This window comes from Elstera sp. (genome assembly GCF_044372965.1).
In the GTDB taxonomy this organism is placed as follows: Bacteria; Pseudomonadota; Alphaproteobacteria; order Elsterales; family Elsteraceae; genus Elstera.
The window spans coordinates 1-16,967 of sequence record NZ_JBILQX010000069.1; the positions used below are offsets into that span (position 1 = coordinate 1).

Annotated in this window: 17 protein-coding genes and 1 tRNA gene; 12 read left to right on the forward strand and 6 right to left on the reverse strand. The window is 59.2% G+C overall.

What is annotated here, in order from left to right:
* The 7 genes from ACIQ36_RS10430 to ACIQ36_RS10460 form a co-directional block, all read left to right on the forward strand.
* The coding region (locus ACIQ36_RS10430) for a phosphotransferase (RefSeq protein WP_395828919.1) at nt 1–666 on the forward strand (666 nt) is incomplete at its 5' end.
* Entirely contained in the window at nt 663–1,121 is a 459-nt protein-coding gene (rnhA, locus tag ACIQ36_RS10435; RefSeq protein WP_395828921.1) for a ribonuclease HI, read from the forward strand. The genes ACIQ36_RS10430 and rnhA, both read left to right, overlap by 4 nt.
* A gap of 103 nt (nt 1,122–1,224) precedes the next feature.
* On the forward strand, nt 1,225–2,232 hold the full coding sequence (gene rsgA, locus ACIQ36_RS10440; RefSeq protein WP_395828923.1) for a ribosome small subunit-dependent GTPase A: 1,008 nt from the start codon (nt 1,225–1,227) through the stop codon (nt 2,230–2,232).
* Nucleotides 2,232–3,101: a DUF4743 domain-containing protein gene (locus ACIQ36_RS10445; protein ID WP_395828925.1), complete on the forward strand. Its 870-nt coding sequence runs from the start codon at nt 2,232–2,234 to the stop codon at nt 3,099–3,101. Before rsgA ends, ACIQ36_RS10445 begins: the two co-directional genes overlap by 1 nt.
* A 77-nt stretch (nt 3,102–3,178) precedes the next feature.
* Entirely contained in the window at nt 3,179–4,189 is a 1,011-nt protein-coding gene (locus tag ACIQ36_RS10450; protein WP_395828927.1) for an aldo/keto reductase, read from the forward strand.
* 9 nt (nt 4,190–4,198) lie between these two features.
* Nucleotides 4,199–4,813, forward strand: a complete 615-nt coding sequence (locus ACIQ36_RS10455; protein WP_395828929.1) for a TetR/AcrR family transcriptional regulator — start codon at nt 4,199–4,201, stop codon at nt 4,811–4,813.
* Entirely contained in the window at nt 4,810–5,562 is a 753-nt protein-coding gene (locus ACIQ36_RS10460) for a rhodanese-related sulfurtransferase (protein WP_395828931.1), read from the forward strand. Before ACIQ36_RS10455 ends, ACIQ36_RS10460 begins: the two co-directional genes overlap by 4 nt.
* Here the strand turns inward: ACIQ36_RS10460 and ACIQ36_RS10465 are convergent.
* The 3 genes from ACIQ36_RS10465 to ACIQ36_RS10475 all read right to left on the reverse strand — a co-directional run bounded on the left by ACIQ36_RS10465 (nt 5,559) and on the right by ACIQ36_RS10475 (nt 6,440).
* Complete coding sequence (locus ACIQ36_RS10465) at nt 5,559–5,972, reverse strand: putative toxin-antitoxin system toxin component, PIN family (protein ID WP_395828933.1); 414 nt, start codon at nt 5,970–5,972, stop codon at nt 5,559–5,561. The two genes, ACIQ36_RS10460 and ACIQ36_RS10465, sit on opposite strands and share 4 nt — an antisense overlap.
* Entirely contained in the window at nt 5,972–6,253 is a 282-nt protein-coding gene (locus ACIQ36_RS10470) for a type II toxin-antitoxin system prevent-host-death family antitoxin (RefSeq protein ID WP_395828934.1), read from the reverse strand. The genes ACIQ36_RS10465 and ACIQ36_RS10470 overlap by 1 nt, the downstream gene beginning before the upstream one ends.
* Nucleotides 6,254–6,365: 112 nt before the next feature.
* Nucleotides 6,366–6,440: transfer RNA gene (locus ACIQ36_RS10475), tRNA-Gly, on the reverse strand.
* 225 nt (nt 6,441–6,665) lie between these two features.
* Between ACIQ36_RS10475 and trxA the strand changes: the two genes are divergently transcribed.
* From trxA to ACIQ36_RS10495, 4 genes are read left to right on the forward strand one after another with little or no spacing between them, the layout of a single operon-like run.
* Nucleotides 6,666–7,586: a thioredoxin gene (gene trxA / locus ACIQ36_RS10480; RefSeq protein WP_395828936.1), complete on the forward strand. Its 921-nt coding sequence runs from the start codon at nt 6,666–6,668 to the stop codon at nt 7,584–7,586.
* Between the two features lie 10 nt (nt 7,587–7,596).
* Complete coding sequence (locus ACIQ36_RS10485; protein WP_395828938.1) at nt 7,597–8,262, forward strand: LON peptidase substrate-binding domain-containing protein; 666 nt, start codon at nt 7,597–7,599, stop codon at nt 8,260–8,262.
* A gap of 13 nt (nt 8,263–8,275) precedes the next feature.
* Entirely contained in the window at nt 8,276–8,476 is a 201-nt protein-coding gene (locus tag ACIQ36_RS10490) for a Trm112 family protein (RefSeq protein ID WP_395828940.1), read from the forward strand.
* Nucleotides 8,473–8,832, forward strand: coding sequence for a gamma-butyrobetaine hydroxylase-like domain-containing protein (locus ACIQ36_RS10495; protein ID WP_395828942.1), 360 nt, complete (start codon nt 8,473–8,475; stop codon nt 8,830–8,832). Before ACIQ36_RS10490 ends, ACIQ36_RS10495 begins: the two co-directional genes overlap by 4 nt.
* A gap of 149 nt (nt 8,833–8,981) precedes the next feature.
* On the opposite strand, the gene glpD is transcribed toward ACIQ36_RS10495, so the two are convergent.
* Nucleotides 8,982–10,532 (reverse strand): glycerol-3-phosphate dehydrogenase, encoded by a 1,551-nt coding sequence (gene glpD / locus ACIQ36_RS10500; protein WP_395828944.1) that lies wholly within the window; start codon nt 10,530–10,532, stop codon nt 8,982–8,984.
* A gap of 164 nt (nt 10,533–10,696) precedes the next feature.
* Here glpD and smc point away from each other — a divergent pair, with 164 nt between their 5' ends.
* A complete protein-coding gene (gene smc / locus ACIQ36_RS10505) occupies nt 10,697–14,230 on the forward strand; it encodes a chromosome segregation protein SMC (RefSeq protein WP_395828946.1) in 3,534 nt (1,177 codons plus the stop codon).
* Here smc and ACIQ36_RS10510 read toward each other — a convergent pair.
* Together ACIQ36_RS10510 and ACIQ36_RS10515 are read right to left on the reverse strand one after the other, a co-directional pair.
* Entirely contained in the window at nt 14,223–16,064 is a 1,842-nt protein-coding gene (locus tag ACIQ36_RS10510; RefSeq protein ID WP_395828948.1) for a hypothetical protein, read from the reverse strand. The genes smc and ACIQ36_RS10510 overlap by 8 nt on opposite strands.
* 7 nt (nt 16,065–16,071) lie before the next feature.
* The coding region (locus ACIQ36_RS10515) for a hypothetical protein (RefSeq protein ID WP_395828950.1) at nt 16,072–16,967 on the reverse strand (896 nt) is incomplete at its 5' end.

The window sequence follows — 16,967 nt, forward strand, 5'->3', positions numbered from 1 at the left end:
AGCTTCTTGGCAGGGGTCTGGCCGCGCCGGATTTTGCCGGGGCATACGGCGGAGTTGGGTGAGGCGTTGGGCAAGCTGCATAAGGCCGGGGCGGATTTCCCCCTGCGTCGGGTCAATTCGCTGTCGTTAGACGGCTGGGCGAAGCTGATCGCGGCGACGGCGGAACAAGCCGATGACGTGCGCCCCGGTTTGGCGGTAGCGCTCGCGGAAGAATTCGCCTTCCTCAAAACCCATTGGCCGAAGGATTTACCCCAGGGTGTGATTCACGCCGACCTGTTCCCCGATAACGTCTTCTTCATCGGCGAGAAGGTGAGCGGGCTGATCGACTTCTACTTCGCCTGCACCGATGCGCTGGCCTACGATTTGTCGATCTGCCTCAACGCCTGGTGCTTCGAGGCGGATGGCAGTTTCAATATCACGAAAGCAATGGGCCTGCTGCGCCGTTACCAAGCGGTGCGCCCGCTGACCGACGCCGAGATTGCCGCCCTGCCGATCCTCTGCCGCGGCTCCGCCTTGCGCTTCCTGCTCACCCGCCTCTACGATTGGCTGAACCGACCGCCGGGGGCGCTGGTGAAACCGAAAGACCCGATGGAATATTGGGCCAAGCTGCGCTTTCACCAGCACGTTAGCGATGCGGTGTCTTATGGGTTGGAGCGGGTTTCGTGAGCGAGACCGAACCGCTGGAAAAAGTCGCCCTCTTTTCTGATGGCGCGTGCAGCGGCAATCCTGGCCCCGGCGGCTGGGGGGTGATTTTGCGGTTTCGCGGCGTCGAGAAAGAGCTTTTCGGCGGCGAGCGCGATACTACCAATAACCGTATGGAAATGATGGCGATCATTCAGGGGTTGGAAGCGCTGAAACGCCCGGTCGCGGTCGATATTTTCACCGACAGCAAATATGTGATCGACGGCATCACCAAATATATGCCGACCTGGAAAAAGAATTCCTGGCGCACCGCCGATAAAAAGCCGGTGAAGAATGTTGATTTGTGGGAACGGATGCTGGCGGCAATGAAGCCCCATCAGCTTTCCTGGAATTGGGTGAAGGGTCACAACGGCCACCCGGAGAACGAACGCGCCGACGCGCTTGCCCGCGATGGGGTTGCGCAACAGCGCGGCGGTTAACTGTGTCTTCTGCTATAAGAAGGCGGTGGCGCGCCCTGAGTGCGCCCCGTAAGGGCCAATGGGCTCTTGCACATCCCATTTTTGGGGAAGAACCCGGCACCGTATGACGACACTGACAGACCTCGGTTGGACCAAACCGCTCGACGCGGGCTTTCGTGCCCTTGGCGCGTCCGGCCTTATCGCTGCCCGCATCGCCGTGGAGCATCGGCGCGGCTATGAGATGCTGTGCGAAGGCAAGGGGGATTTGCGTACGGTCTCGGCGTTTCTTCCGGGGCGGCTGCGGCGGGAGTTGGGGGCCGAGGGCGAGAGCCTAGCGGTCGGCGATTGGGTGGCGCTTTTGCCCGCCGAGAAGGGTTTGCACCCGATTGCGGCGCTGCTGCCCCGGCGCAGCGCGTTCGTGCGCAAAACGGCGGGCGAGCGGGCGGTACGGCAGATCGTAGCGGCGAATTTGGATCGCCTGTTTATCGCTATGGCGGTGAGCGAGGATTTCAATCCGCGCCGTCTGGAGCGCTATCTTACCGCCTGCGCCAATGCCGATGTTGCCCCAACGCTGCTGCTGACCAAGGCCGATCTGGCTGACGATCTCGACGCGCGCCTCGCGGCAGTGCGGGCCGTTGCCCCCGATCTGCCGTGCCTGCCGCTCAGCCTCGTGACGGGGGTGGGGCTCGACGCTTTGCGCGCCTCGATCCACCCAGGGGAAACCTTGGCGCTGGTGGGCTCCTCCGGGGTTGGTAAATCCTCGCTGGCGAATGCCCTGTTCGGCACCGAGCGCCAATCGGTCGGCGCGGTGTCCGATCACGGCAAGGGGCGGCACACGACGACGCGGCGGGAGTTGATGTTGCTCCCCGGCGGCGGGGTGTTGATCGACACACCGGGCATGCGCGAATTCCACCTCTGGGAGGCCGAGGTTAGCGAAGGCTTTCCCGATATCGAAGACCTGGGCGTCGACTGCCGCTTCCGCGACTGCCAGCATCATCAGGAGCCCGAGTGCGCCGTGCAGGCGGCGGTTCGTGCGGGGTCGCTTGACCCGGCCCGCCTCGCGGCCTTTCATAAGCTCCAAGATGAACAAGACCAGGCGGCGCGCACCCGCCGGGAGAAAGGGTCCCGTTAATGACGCGCACGCTCGATCCCTACCTCGATCATTTGAGTGCCTGCAATCGTTGGACGCCGGGCGATTACGTGCCGTTTCGCATCGGGCACGAACGCTATGGGGCCATTCGCCGCGACCGGCTCGATCGGCTCATGGTCGAAGATGATCTGCTCACCGTCACGCCGGAGTGGGTCGAACTCATCGCCCCGCCCGAGCGATTGGCGCGTAGCGCGGCTTTGGCCGATCTGGTTCGGAGGTTGGTGGCCAGCCGCGATCTCGCCAAAGAGCGCCGCGAGCTTTACCCGGTGCTGCGCCGTTGGGGGCAGGAGCCGGTCGCATTGGTGGATCGGGGGGCGGCGGATTACCTCGGGATTCGGGCCTATGGCGTTCATCTCAATGTGCTGAGCGAAGGCGATATGTGGATCGCGCGCCGGGCGAAGAATAAGGCGATTGCGCCCGGTAAGCTCGATAATCTGGTCGCGGGTGGCCAGCCTTACGGGCTGACGCCGCTTCAAAACCTCATCAAAGAATGCGGCGAAGAAGCCTCCATGTCTCCCGCTTTAGCGGCAGAAGCAAAGCCGACGGGCGCGATTCTCTACCGGATGGATAGCGCTAAGGGCTTGCGGGACCATGTGCTGTTCAGCTTCGATCTCACGGTGCCGGGTGATTTTAAACCCGTCAGTGGGGACGGCGAGCACGAGGCGTTTTATCGGTGGCCGATGGAGTATGTCGACGATCTGCTGCGCGTCGACGATGTGTTTAAGTTCAATATCCCTCTGGTGATCATTGATTATTTTCTGCGTACAGGGCGCATTTCGAGCGATGCGCCGGGGTATGAAGATCTTCGCCTCGCCCTTGCCGGGGGCTGGCGTGGGAAATTTGACGAATAAATTATGACAGATATTGATCTTTGTCATTAGTGAGTTCACGGTGTCGTCATTGGTTCCTGACGCCCTGGAGGCTTATGATGACAACGCCCGCTCCCCGCCTTCTGTCCACCCACGCCCCGGCCCAATTCCCCTTAGGTTTGGGGTGCATGGGCATGTCCGACCTCTACGGTGCTGCCGACAGGGTTGAAGGCTTGGCGACGATCCGCGCCGCGCTTGATGCGGGCGTAACCTTGTTCGATACCGGCGACTTCTACGGGATGGGCCATAACGAAACTCTGTTGGCCGAAGGGCTCCAGGGCCGCCGAGACAAAGCCTATATTCAGGTGAAATTCGGGGCTTTGCGCGGGCCGGATAGTGCCTTCGTCGGGTTCGACGCGCGTCCCGCCGCGATTAAGAATTTCATCGCCTACTCACTGAAGCGCCTCAACACCGATTACATCGACCTCTATCAACCGGCACGGCTCGATCCGACTGTGCCGATTGAAGACACGGTGGGCACCATCGCCGACCTGGTGAAAGGCGGGTACGTCCGTCATATCGGCCTGTCTGAAATGGGGGCGGCGACGATCCGCCGCGCCCATGCGGTTCACCCGATCACGGTGCTGCAAATGGAATATTCCTTGATGAGCCGCAGCATCGAAGCTGAAATTCTGCCCGTACTAACCGAGCTTGGCATCGGCCTGACGGCCTATGGCGTGCTGGGACGCGGCCTTATCAGCAATACGTCGCCCAGCGTCGACAGTCTTGCGCCCAATGATTTCCGTAGCCACTCGCCCCGCTTCCAGGGGGAGAATCTGGCCAGGAACCGCGAGTTGGTAGATCAATTGGCAACCGTAGCAGCAGAGTTGGGCGCAACCGTGGCCCAGGTGGCGATTGCCTGGGTGCTCTCACGCGGCCCGAATATCGTCCCGCTGATTGGAGCACGGAAGCGGGTGCGATTGCAGGAATCCTTGGGAGCGTTGCGCTTAGCCCTTACCCCGGCCGATTTGGCGCGGATTGAAGCGGCGCTACCCGCCGACGCCGTCGCCGGAACGCGCTATGCGCCCGCGCAAATGCAGATGCTGGACAGTGAACGCCGCGTCGCCTAAACCAGCGGAATGACGATCCCCGCGCCGCTCGATCCAAACACGTCAGACCTTCGGGAGCGAATTCTGACCGCTGCCGAAGAGGTTTTGCGCCGCTATGGTCCGGCCAAAACCAGCGTGGTCGATGTGGCGCGGCATTTGTCGATGAGCCACGGCAACATCTATCGGGTTTTTGCCAGTAAAGAAGCCCTGCGCGGGGCTGTGGTCGAACGTTGGTTGGAGCGGGCACACGCGCCCTTGGCCGCGATTGCGGCGGGGCCGGGTCCCGCCTCGGATCGGCTTGTTACCTGGTTTACAACCCTGGCGCGGCAGAAGCTCGACAAGGTCGCAAGCGACCCGGAACTGTTCCAGACCTATCAAGCCCTGCTGCATCAGGTGCCGGAGGTGATCGACCGGCACTTGGTTTGGTTAGACGGTCAAGTGCGGCAGATGTTGACCGACGGGCAGGCGGCGGGCGAGTTTCGCTTTGCCGATCTCGACCGGGCAACAGCGGCGGTGCTGGCGGCGACGGTGCCGTTTCGCCACCCGGATTTGATCGTCGCCACCAATGATAGCCCCGATCACGCCAAACTGCGGGCGGTGCTGGCCCTGGTGATTGCGGGCCTGAAGACGGGAGCCCTAGCATGAGTTTTACCGTTGCGGCCTTCTACGCCTTCTTTCGTCTGGAAGACCCCGCCGCGCTGAAAGCCGCGCTGCTGCCGATTGCCGAGGCGAACGCGGTGCGTGGAACCTTGCTTCTCGCTCCCGAAGGGTTGAATGGCACCCTTGCCGGGCCGGAAGAGGGGTTGCGGGCGACGCTGGACGCCATTCGCGCGCAATCAGGGCTGCCCGAGTTGCGCTGGAAGCGCTCTTCGGCGGAAACCATGCCGTTTGGCCGCCTGAAGATCAAAGTGAAGCGCGAAATCGTCACCTTCGGCGTGCCCGAGGCCGACCCCACCCAGCGCGTCGGCACCTATGTGGCCCCGGAAGCCTGGAACGCGCTGATCCAAGACCCGGACGTGCTGGTGATCGACACGCGCAATAGTTTCGAGTTTGAAGCCGGCAGCTTCGCCCGCGCCGTCGACCCCGGCACCCGCAGCTTCGGCGAGTTCCCCGCCTATGTGCGCGAAAAGCTCGACCCGAAGCAGCAGAAGAAAGTCGCCATGTTCTGCACCGGCGGCATCCGCTGCGAAAAAGCGACGGCTTTCATGCTGAATGAAGGGTTCGAGGAGGTCTATCACCTCGACGGCGGCATTCTCGCCTATTTGGAAAAAGTGCCGCCCGAGCAAAGCCTGTGGCACGGCGGCTGTTTCATTTTCGACGAGCGGGTGTTGCTTGGGCATGGGTTGCAGGTGCTGGGGCCTGCGCCTGAGGGGGCTGACTCGGCGGAAGTTTAGCTGCCGTGCTTCGCCCAAAAGGCGGCAGGCGTCAGAATCGGATACTGCTCAGCCAAAGCGAGAAGATCCTTGTCTCCCGTTATAAGATAGTGCCCGCGCGCGGCGAGAAACGTTCCCAAGATCGGCTGATCGGTGGAATCGCGGAGTTCGGCTTTATGGGCAGCCTCCGGCTCGACAATATCCGCCAAAAACAGAAAACTATCGGCTAAATCCCGAATGCTCGATGGGCTTAGCTTGTTTTTCGAGAGGCGCGGTAGTACTCGCACCATCTCTTCTAAAATATAATGCGACAGGACAACCTCTAAACTGCCGTGCCGCCAGGCGCTAACAATCTGCCCCGGAATGCTGCGCGGATAGGTAAGCCCTGACACAAGAACATTTGTATCCAGAACGACTCGAAGCCCGCTCATTACCGCACACGCTCCTGGGCACGCTCCTGGGCAACGAGGGCATCGATCTCGGCAAGCCCCTCCTCAACAGGGACATCGGCATAGCTTTCGGCAATCTCGGTGCTCAGGGTATCGAAACGGTCCCGCATCCGGTGGATACGCGCAAACAACTCGGCGTCGACCAAGGCGGCCACCGGCTTGCCGTCCTTCTTAATCAGGATGCTATCGTTGCGATACTGAACCTGATTGAGCATTTCCCCCAGGTTTTGCCGGAAGGCAACCGCGCTGACTTCGGTAATCATGGGAGAGACTCCATCCATATCGATCATTCCGATCAGTATGGTCACGCATTCGCGGACTGTCGACTCCCAAAGCAAAAACCCCCGCCAAAACTGGCAGGGGTTTTTGAGAATTTGGAGCGGGAAAAGGGATTCGAACCCTCGACCCTCACGTTGGCAACGTGATGCTCTACCACTGAGCTATTCCCGCATCGTGCCGCCGAACACGCATCGTTGTTCGTCGGTGAGGCGGAATATAGCGTGTGACAGAATTCCTGCAAGCGCTTTTTCGCTGGGCTTCCTGAAGAATTTGCGTCACGCGGGGGAAATGCGTCGGGAGCCTTGCCTCCGCCCCGCGCCCGTGCCACATGAGGTGAGCATTGCGTCTGCCGCCTCTGGGGCGCGGACCTCATTCATTTTGGGAAGGGTTTTCCCCATGCAAACGCTGTTCGGCTCCTCGGCGGCTCCGGCCAAAGCCCCGGCGGTGAAGGATGTCACCACGGCCACCTTTATGACCGAGGTGATGGAAGCCTCGCGCGAGGCGGTGATCGTCGTCGATTTCTGGGCACCTTGGTGTGGGCCGTGCAAAACCCTGGGCCCGCTGCTGGAAAAGGCCGTTGCCGAAACCAAGGGCAGCGTGCGCATGGTCAAGATCAACGTCGATGAAAACCAGCAGCTCGCGGCGCAAATGCGCGTCCAGTCGATCCCCACGGTCTATGCTTTCTTCGATGGCCGCCCGGTCGATGCCTTCCAAGGTGCGCTGCCCGAAAGCCAGGTGAAAGCCTGGGTGAAGAAGCTGGCAAGCCTTGCCGCCGAGAACGACCCCGCCGCCCAAATCGCCGACGCGCTCGCGCAAGCTAAAGAAGCGCTGGCAGCGGGCGACGCCGTGACGGCGCAAGGGATCTACGGGCAAATCCTGCAAGTCGAGCCGGAGAATGTCGAAGCCATTGCCGGCATGGGCCGCATGGCGCTGCTGGCCGGGCATATCGATGTGGCAAAAGAAGTGCTCGCGCAGGTGCCGAAAGATAAGCTCACCCATTCGGATGTTCTCGCGCTGAAATCGGGGATCGAGCTTGCCGAACAAACGGCGGAACTCGGTAGCCGCGCCGATCTGGAAGGCCGCCTCGGCCGCGACGCCAACGATCATCAGGCGCGCTTCGATCTCGCGCTGCTGCTCTACGCCGAAGACGATAAGCAGGGTGCGGTCGATCATCTGCTGGATCTTATTCAGCGCGACCGGACTTGGAATGAGGAAGCGGGGCGCAAGCAGTTGCTGAAGCTGTTCGAAGCCTTCGGCTTTTCCGATCCGATCAGCGTGGCGGGGCGGCGACGCTTGTCTACGCTGCTGTTCCGTTAAGCCGCGCGCGATGACAATTGCCTGGACACCCGACACTCTCCCGGAAATCCTGCCGGTCTTCCCGCTCAGCGGCGTGCTGCTGCTGCCGGGCGGGCGCCTGCCGCTGAATATTTTCGAGCCGCGCTACCGGGCGATGGTGGAAGATTGCCTGGCAACGCCGGACCGGCTGATCGGCATGATCCAGCCGCTTGATCCGGAAGACCGTTCGCGCAACCCGGACCTCTACCGCATCGGCTGTGCGGGGCGGCTGACGTCCTTCGAAGAAACGGCGGATGGCCGCTATCTGATTACGCTCACCGGCGTGTCGCGCTTTGCTGTGGTGGAAGAGCTGCCCTTACGTCGCGGCTATCGGCCCATGCGCGTGGATTGGCGGCCCTTCACGCCCGATTTGGACGATCAGGAGCCCCAGGATTTCGACCGGGCACGGCTGTTGCGCGGCCTGCGCGGCTACCTTACCCACCACGGCGTCGCGGCGGATTGGGGCTCGGTCGAACAAGCCCCCGATGACGTGCTGATTACCACGCTCGCCATGGTCTGCCCCTTCACTGCCAGCGAAAAGCAAGCGCTGCTGGAAAGCGCCGATACTGAAGACCGCGCCTCGACCATGATCGCGCTGATCGAAATGGCCTTAATGGATAAGGATAGCTCTGGCCCCGATTTGGGGCTGCGGCACTAGACAGGAGACCCCGATGAGTTCCGTTGCCGATACCCTGGGTGTAGACCCGAAACTGCTGGAAATCCTCGTCTGCCCGGTCACGAAAACCCCGCTGCGGCTAGACCGCGAGCGCGCCGAACTGATTTCCGACGCAGCGCACCTTGCCTTTCCCATCCGCGACGGGATTCCGATTATGCTGGTCGATGAAGCCCGCCACCTGGACGATGCGCCGTGACCGACACGACGCCCTGGCCGACCGATCTGCTGCTCGCGCCCGACCGGCGCAGCCTGACCGTGAGTTATGACGACGGCCAAGTGATAACCCTCGCCGCCGAATATTTGCGCGTCGAAAGCCCCTCGGCCGAAGTGCAGGGCCACGGGCCGGACCAAAAGCAGCTTGTGCCGGGTAAAGCGAGCGTTGGCATCAAAGCCATCGAGCCCATCGGCAATTACGCTGTGCGCCTACTGTTCGATGACGGCCACGACACCGGCATCTATTCCTGGCGCTATTTTCTGGAGTTGCACCGCTCGGAGGCGAATCTGTGGCAGGCGTATTTGTCGGCCCTGTCGGCGGCGGGGTTGAAGCGGTAGAGGGATTAAGAAGGGGAATCCCGAACCGCTCAGCGCTGCGCTCAAGGCCGAACTGGAAGCGCTTGCGGCGCGTTCCGGCGATTGCATCGACACATCGGATATTCCCGAGGTCACAGATTGGAGCCAAGTCCAGCGGGGGCGCTTCTGCCCTACGAGACTTTATCCAGCGTCACTCCACCTGAAGTCGTCTTGAACCAATCGGCCACAGCCATTTGCGTTCCCGCCCCCGTGTGCAGCCCGAGCTTCGAGCGTCGCCACAGCACGTCTTCCGCCGAGCGCGCCCATTCCACGTCGCGCAGGTAGCGCAACTCGGCCTCATAGACGCCTTCGCCGAAATCCTGGCCGAGGTCGGTGAGGCTTTGGGCCGCGCCCAGCAACTTCCGCGTCCGCGTGCCATAGGCGCGGCCATAGCGGTGGGCGAGAGCGGCGGGGAGGAAGGGATACCCGGCTGCTAGCTGGCGCAGGAACCCCTCGAAATCCGCATTCGGAATATCGCCGCCGGGCAGCGGTGCGCGCGCGGTCCAGTTTTCGCCGAGGCCATTGCTGACGGGTTTGCCCAAGGCGGGCAGCAGCGTATCCACGGCTTCCAGTGCAAGGCAGCGGTAGGTGGTGATCTTGCCGCCGAAAACCGACAGCAGCGGCGCTTCGGCGGTTGGAGCGTCGAGATCGAGCGTATAATCGCGCGTTACGGCAGAAGCATTGGCCGAGGCGTCATCATAGAGCGGGCGCACGCCGCTGTAGGACCAAACCACATCCTGCGCCGAAATTTGCTTCTCGAAATGCGCGTTGGCGATGGCGCAGAGATAGTCGGTCTCTTCCGGCGAGATAGATACTTTCGACGCATCGCCGGTAAAATCATGGTCGGTGGTGCCGATCAGCGAGTAGTCGCCCTCATAGGGGATCACGAAAACGATGCGCCGGTCGGCGTTTTGCAGAATGAAGGCTTGGTCGCCGTCATGTAGCTTCGGCACCACAATATGGCTGCCTTTGATAAGGCGCACGCGCTTATCGGTATTTTGGCCGAGGCGGCTATTGAGGATTTCCGAGACCCACGGGCCGCCCGCATTCACCAGCGCTTTCGCGGCGACATCGAACCGGCTGCCGTCCTCCCGCTCCAGGCGGGCGATCCAGCGCCCACCCGCCCGGTGCGCGTCGATCAGTTTCGTGCGCGTGTGGATTTTCGCCCCCCGCTCCTGCGCGTCTAGGGCGTTTAGCACCACAAGGCGCGCGTCCTGCACCCAGCAGTCGGAATAAACGAAGGCTTTATCGAGCGCTTGCTTGGTGCCCTTGCCGTAGCGGTGGCGGCGCAGGCGAATGCCTTGGGAGGCGGGGAGCAGCTTTCGGCCGCCCAAATGATCGTACAGAAACAGCCCGAGGCGGATCATCCACGCCGGGCGCAGGCCGGGGTTATGGGGCAGCACGAAGCGCAGCGGCCAGATTATGTGCGGGGCGGCGCGCAATAGAATTTCCCGCTCGGTCAGCGCCTCGCGCACCAGGCGAAACTCGTAATATTCGAGGTAGCGCAGGCCGCCGTGGATGAGCTTCGAGGAGGCCGAGGAGGTGGCCCGCGCCAAATCGCCCGCCTCGCACAGCACGACCGAGAGCCCCCGCCCCACCGCATCGCGGGCAATGCCGGTGCCGTTGATGCCGCCGCCGACAACCAGCAGATCGGTTTCCAAGAGGGGGGCGGAGGTGGGCATGGTGGATCTCATAAGTTCGTTTGGTGCGTTTCATCGGCATGATAGCGCTTTGAATTTTCGTTTCAATGTTCGTTTCTCGCGCCCGGCGCAGGGCTGCCGTGCCGAAACCGCCCCCGTGGATCACCCCTCTTGCCTTTTGCCGCCGAACCGGGAAAGTCTCGCCCATGCAGTTCACGCGCTTGCGCCTTGCTGGGTTCAAATCCTTCGTCGAGCCGACCGATCTCCTTATCGAGACCGGGCTGACCGGCGTTGTCGGCCCGAATGGTTGCGGCAAATCGAACCTCGTCGAAGCCCTGCGCTGGGTGATGGGCGAAACCTCCGCTCGCCAAATGCGCGGCGGCGAAATGGACGATGTGATCTTCGGCGGCACCACCAGCCGCCCGGCGCGCAATCACGCCGAAGTGCAACTGCTCATCGACAATAGCGACCGGCGCGCCCCGACCGCCTTCAACGACGCGAGCGAGTTGGAAGTGAGTCGTCGGATCGACCGGGGCCAGGGCTCGCAGTATCGGGTGAATGGCCGCGAATCGCGGGCGCGCGACGTGCAGATGCTGTTCGCCGACGCCGCGACCGGGGCGAATTCCCCCTCGCTGGTCAGCCAAGGCCGGGTCGCGGCGATGATTAACGCGCGCCCGTTCGAGCGGCGGGCGATTCTGGAAGACGCGGCGGGCATCGGGGGCTTGCAGGCGCGGCGTAAGGAAGCCGAACAGCGCCTGACCGGGGCCGAAACCAATCTGGCGCGGATCGACGATATTCTGTCCACCCTCACCCGCCAGCGCGAGGGGTTGGAGGGGCAAGCGGCCCAGGCGGCAAAGTATCGCCAGCTTTCGGAAGCCATTCGCGCGGCGGAAACCGTGCTGCTGGCGATCCGCTGGCTCGACGCGAAACTGGGGCGGACCAAGGCGGCGGAAGCCTTGCGGCAGGCGGAACTGAAAGTCGCCGAATCCCTGGAGCGCGTGGCGGAACTGACTACCCTCGATATCGACCTGCGCGAGCGCCTGCCCGAGCTGCGCCACGAGGATGCCGAAGCCGCAGCATCCCTGCACCGGCTGCACGCGGCCCAAGGCGCGCTGGATGGCGAGGCGCAACGCTTGGTCGATCAAACCCGCGCCGTGCAGGAGCGGCTTGCCCTGCTCGCCCGCGACCGGGAGCGCGAGGAAAGCCTTGCGGGGGACGCGGAAACCGCCCTCGCCCGCCTGACCGAGGAAGAAGAAAGCCTCGCGGAAAATGCCGCCGTCGATGCCGAGCGGCTCACGGAAACCCTGGAGCTTCTGGCCGAGCAAGAGGCGGATCTCGAGCGCGCCGAAGCCGCCGTTCAGGCCGCCACCGAAACCCTGGCGAAAACCGACGCGCGACGGGCAACGCTGGAGCGGCACCTGAACGAGCTTTCCGCGCGCAGAGCCCGCCTGTCCGCCGAACAGGATAAGCTGCGCGGCGATCTTGCCGCCATCGACGCCGACCTCACCGGTCTGCCCGACGCCGAGGAACTGGAAAGCCAGCTCGAAACCGTGATGGCCGCCGAAGACGAGGCCCGCCTCGCCGTCGCCAAAGCCGAGGAAGCCCAGCGCAAGGCCCAGGATGCCGAAGCCGAAGCCGGGCGCATGGTGCAGTCGGTGGCGGCCCGGCGGGCGCGGCTTACGGCGGAACGGGCGGGGATTGCGGCGGCCCTCGCCGCCGATCTGCCGCCGGGGGTGAAAGACCCCGTGATCGACGCGCTCACCGTGGAGCCGGGCTACGAGGCCGCGCTGGGGGTTGCCTTGGGCGAGGATCTGCAAGCGCCGGTGCGTTTGGCCGAGAACCCGCGCGGCGCACAAATTTTCTGGCAGCAGACCGAGGGGAAACGCCTCTCCCGCCCCGATTCGCTCCCCGATGGCGCGCGCCCGCTCAGTGCCTATGTGGGGGGGCCGGAGGCTTTGGCGCGGCGTTTGATGGCGGTGGGCGTGGTGGCCGATCTCGACACCGCCCTCGCCCTGTGGCCGCAGCTTGGCATCGGCCAACGGCTCGTGACCCCGGCGGGCGATCTCGTGCGCTGGGACGGCTACCGGGCGGCTGCCGGAACCCCCAGCCGCGCTGCGCTGCGCCTGGAGCGCCGCAACCACCTCACCCGCCTCGACGATGATATCGCCGGGCTGGAGGAGGAGGAGATGTTCGCCGAAGAACGCCAAGCGCGCACGGCGGATGCCTTGGCGCGGGCGCGGGAAGCCGAAACCGGGGCGCGGGCGCGGCTGAAGGCAGCGTCCGATCACGCAACCGCCATGCAGGAGAGCTACCGGCGGCAGTCGGCGCTTTTGTCGGCGGCGGAAGCGAAACGCGCGGCCCTCACCGATACGCTGGACCGGCTGACGGCGGAAGCGCAAACCCTGGAAGACGATCAACGCACGTCGGAAGCCGAACGCGCCGGGCTCAGTGCCTCCGAACCCCTGCTGGCGGCGCTCGCCGAGGCACGGGCGGAGGCGACCAGCCAGCGCGCCCAAGCGCAAGCCCTGCGCAGCGAGGGGGACCGGCTGAAGCGCGACGCGCACACCCGCGCCGCCCGGCAAGGGCAGGTGGCGCGCGAGCGGGCCGATTGGGCGCGGCGCTCGGGCAATTCCGCCGCCGTGCTCGCCGATCTCGACGCGCGCCAAGCCCAAGCCGAGGCGGAAGCCGCGATGCTGGCGCAAGCGCCGGACGATCTGGCCGACCGCAGAGATGCGCTGCTCGCCGAAATCGAAAACGCCGAAGCCAAGCGCCGCGCGGTGGCGGATCGTTTAGCCGAGGCCGAACGCAGCGCCTCCGACGCCACCCGCCGCTTGAAGGAGGCCGAAGGCGCCTCCGCCACGGCGCGCGAAGGCCGGGTTCGAGCGGAAGCCGCCCAAGAAGCCGCGATCCGCGACGCGCAAGCGGTGGCCGAACGCATCCGCGAACGGCTCGACTGCCGCCCCGACGAGGTGGTCGCCCAAGCCGCGCTCGACCCCGAATTATCGCCGCAAGCGGTGGCGAGCGCCGCCCAGAGCGCCGCCAGCCGCCTCGAAAAACTGTCGGCAGAGCGCGAAGCCCTGGGGCCGGTCAATCTGCGCGCCGATCAGGAACTGGCCGAGATCACCGCCCAAATCGAAACCCTTACGGCCGAAAAAGAAGACCTGACCCAGGCCATCGAGCGCCTGCGCGGCGCGATTGCCAGCATCAACCGCGAGGGGCGCGAGCGGCTGTTGGCCTCCTTCCATAAGGTGAATGGCTTCTTTGAAGAGCTTTTCGTGCGCCTCTTCGGCGGCGGGCGGGCGCATTTGCAACTGACCGAAAGCGATGATCCGCTCGCGGCGGGCCTCGAAATCATGGCTTCGCCGCCGGGCAAGAAGCTGCAAACCCTGTCGCTCCTGTCGGGCGGCGAGCAGGCGCTGACCGCCCTCTCCTTGATCTTCGCCGTCTTCCTCACCAACCCCTCGCCCATTTGCGTGCTGGACGAGGTGGACGCCCCCCTCGACGACGCCAATGTGGACCGGTTCTGCGGCCTGCTGGATCATATCGCCAGCGCCAGCGGCACCCGCTTCCTCTGCGTCACCCACCACCGCCTGACGATGGCCCGGATGGACCGGCTCTACGGCGTGACGATGGCTGAACGCGGCATCAGCCAGCTTGTTTCGGTAGACCTCAGCCGCGCCGAAAAACTCCGCTTCCCGCCCCGCGATCCGGGAACGCCGGAATTGCCGGGGCTTAGGTAGTAATTGTATTATTCTGTGCATTAGAAATAGTATCCAATACCTTAAATAAATAATTCATAGCATTGTGTGCAGCAGTTTCCTGAGATGAGTCATCCTTATTGTATCCCCAATCGCAGATGCCTTTTATACAAATCATTTGAACGTCACTTGATCGGGCTGCGTTTAAAACGGCGTATGACTCCATGTCGCCAGCTTTTGCATCTGGAAATTTATTTTTTAGCGCTGAAACCATTTCAGGATTATTTACTAATTTGTAGCCAGAGATATAGACTCCGCTAAGAACCTTATAGGGAAGGGCCTGTCTTGTGGGAATTTGACAGAATGCAATTATTTTTGCCTGCATATGTATTCTCTCGCCACGCGATTGGGTCCCGGCCTCTGTAGTCTTTTCACTTTCGTAATCAATAATCGCACTGGAAAAAATAATATCACCTAGATTTTGATTATTATTATCAAGTCCAAAGCAAATTCCTACTGCTATCACTGCGTCAATATCTAGAGAATTAACTATACTAGGGATTATTACCTGGGACGATCCAGGTCCGGACTGACCCATCGCCGTCCTTACGTGATATATGGTCAAATCCCTAAATGAAAATGTGGTAACGACCGCATTACTCATAGAAAGTGGTCTGCTTTCTATATTTCTTGATCTTAATTCATCATATAGGGCTTGATCCTCTGTATCATTTGCCGTTTGTAGCAATATTTTCTTCATTCTCTTCTTGTCCTCGACCGTTGGAACGTGCCCGAACAGATCAGAAATGATCCCGGGCTGGATAGATGTGCGTGATGATGTTAATAATATATCGTAAACTCTATTTATATGTTCGACAATAGTTTTTGATTGTGGCGGGTTTTTAATTCGCCGTGACAACGAATTCATTATGTGGATGCGTGCGGAGTTTTGATAAATTGGGTTTTTATATTGAAAACTAATAGTCGAATTAAAAGAAGTTATAAATTCCTCATAGAATTTATCGATTAAATTTTGTAACTCATCAGAGAGATGAATATGTAGAAAACTTCTTATAAAAGAATTTAAATCAAAAAGATATTTGTTTGATTTACGAAATTTCTGATTATAAAATCCCGATAGTTGTAAAAAATGTTGTAGTATTTTTAAGTCGACTCTTGGAAATCCATTTTCAATTTCAGAGTTTTCAATTCCGTTGGCTCCAGATGGTACTATAGCATCTAATATATGAGCATAATGTCCAACGTACGAACCACTCATGAGGCGTGAAATTAGCAGGTCGGTAGATGAATACTTTTGTAAACCTAATGAATTTCTAAAAAGAGAGGATGTTATAGCCCGACCATCCCTGTTTTCGGTAATTCTCTGTATTTTTCCTATGTAAGGAAGAATTTTATTTTGATCGGCACGACTTAAAATGCCAGAGGTGGCAAACAGGTCCTCTGGATTAAATGCAGCAATCCGAGATTGTAAGCTTAGAGTTGTGTCGATGTGCGTTCTCTGTGAAAATCCAATCTTTGGCAATGAATTAACAACTTCTTTATCGAAGTACATTGGGTACCTGTCTATATCAAAATTATATATATCCCTCCTATTTTCAAGAAAATCCTGAAAATTTGGCATTTGGGATAGCGTAATTAGAAATCCACTCTCTTGTAAACATTGCAAAAGATTAAGTATCGGCAGGTCTTCATAAAAGAATTCATATAATTGAGCGATATTACATACAAGATATGTTTTTTGTGTTATGCACAACGACTCAAGCCAATGATAAATTTTGACTGTGTCAGGTTTAATACCCGCGCCTTTATATAGCTCTCTATTCGCAAAATGCAAAAATATAGGTTTCAGTGTCATATCTAGGTTATCTTCTCAAGAGTATTTCGTTAAATATCAACTGAGACCAAGGCTCATAGTGCTGAATATCATTCGGAAATACGCTTGTTGAGATCCATCTGAGTGAGTTAATTGTGAGGTCACGCCGCTTTACACCCTCTAGAAACTGAGAGTTATTATCCTCTATTTTGAGCACTACGCCAACCTGATTTTTCCCTTTTTCATTGCCCATATTAGTTATAAAGCCAAATAGGTTTATTTTTTTTTCCAAGGCAACGCTATCATGATAGTGTTGCACCATATTAAAAGATTGGTATAGATCACGTGCAGCTTTGCTGTATATCGAATTAATATTTCTGTTTAATAAATTGTAATCATAATCCTCAATATTACCCGAAAGGCCAATACATTTTATCCCAATTATTTCGTCATCGGGTGAATAATATTTACCCTTTCTAAAAGATAAAATTTCATTTGGACGCATAATCATGACATAAAACATAATTTCTGTAAAATTACTATAATGTTTCATTTCTTTTCTTTGAATAAATCTCCAATTATCTGCATTCAAAATTGGCGATGCTTCAGAGTTTTCATAAAAAAAACTTTGTTTTCCCAAAAAATTATGAATAATATCAGTCTCTATACATAGTATTCTTTCGTTTTTTAACTGTTCTTTTCTTCTCTTTGCTTTATATTCTGTTTTGTATTTTTTATCTATATTCGGATTTTCAAGAAAAGACCTTAAATAAAAAATACCGGGTGATACCCGAAAAAAAACGGATCTATCGCCTTTTTTTAAAATATCTGTGCTGATTCTTGCGTTGAGTGTCTTGTGTTGAGTTTCTCCCTTTAAGTCAATCGGAATAATTGACAGTTTACGGGCAAAATTAATCATATCTTTACAATTCATAGGTATGGCCA

Excerpts from the sequence above, each read along its gene's own strand:
- rsgA (WP_395828923.1), top strand. The coding sequence starts at position 1,225 with ATGACGACACTGACAGACCTCGGTTGGACCAAACCGCTCGACGCGGGC.
- glpD (WP_395828944.1), bottom strand. The coding sequence starts at position 10,532 with ATGCCCACCTCCGCCCCCCTCTTGGAAACCGATCTGCTGGTTGTCGGC.
- trxA (WP_395828936.1), top strand. The coding sequence starts at position 6,666 with ATGCAAACGCTGTTCGGCTCCTCGGCGGCTCCGGCCAAAGCCCCGGCG.
- ACIQ36_RS10485 (WP_395828938.1), top strand. The coding sequence starts at position 7,597 with ATGACAATTGCCTGGACACCCGACACTCTCCCGGAAATCCTGCCGGTC.
- ACIQ36_RS10460 (WP_395828931.1), top strand. The coding sequence starts at position 4,810 with ATGAGTTTTACCGTTGCGGCCTTCTACGCCTTCTTTCGTCTGGAAGAC.
- ACIQ36_RS10445 (WP_395828925.1), top strand. The coding sequence starts at position 2,232 with ATGACGCGCACGCTCGATCCCTACCTCGATCATTTGAGTGCCTGCAAT.
- smc (WP_395828946.1), top strand. The coding sequence starts at position 10,697 with ATGCAGTTCACGCGCTTGCGCCTTGCTGGGTTCAAATCCTTCGTCGAG.
- ACIQ36_RS10455 (WP_395828929.1), top strand. The coding sequence starts at position 4,199 with ATGACGATCCCCGCGCCGCTCGATCCAAACACGTCAGACCTTCGGGAG.
- ACIQ36_RS10465 (WP_395828933.1), bottom strand. The coding sequence starts at position 5,972 with ATGAGCGGGCTTCGAGTCGTTCTGGATACAAATGTTCTTGTGTCAGGG.
- ACIQ36_RS10450 (WP_395828927.1), top strand. The coding sequence starts at position 3,179 with ATGACAACGCCCGCTCCCCGCCTTCTGTCCACCCACGCCCCGGCCCAA.
- ACIQ36_RS10470 (WP_395828934.1), bottom strand. The coding sequence starts at position 6,253 with ATGATTACCGAAGTCAGCGCGGTTGCCTTCCGGCAAAACCTGGGGGAA.
- ACIQ36_RS10490 (WP_395828940.1), top strand. The coding sequence starts at position 8,276 with ATGAGTTCCGTTGCCGATACCCTGGGTGTAGACCCGAAACTGCTGGAA.
- ACIQ36_RS10510 (WP_395828948.1), bottom strand. The coding sequence starts at position 16,064 with ATGACACTGAAACCTATATTTTTGCATTTTGCGAATAGAGAGCTATAT.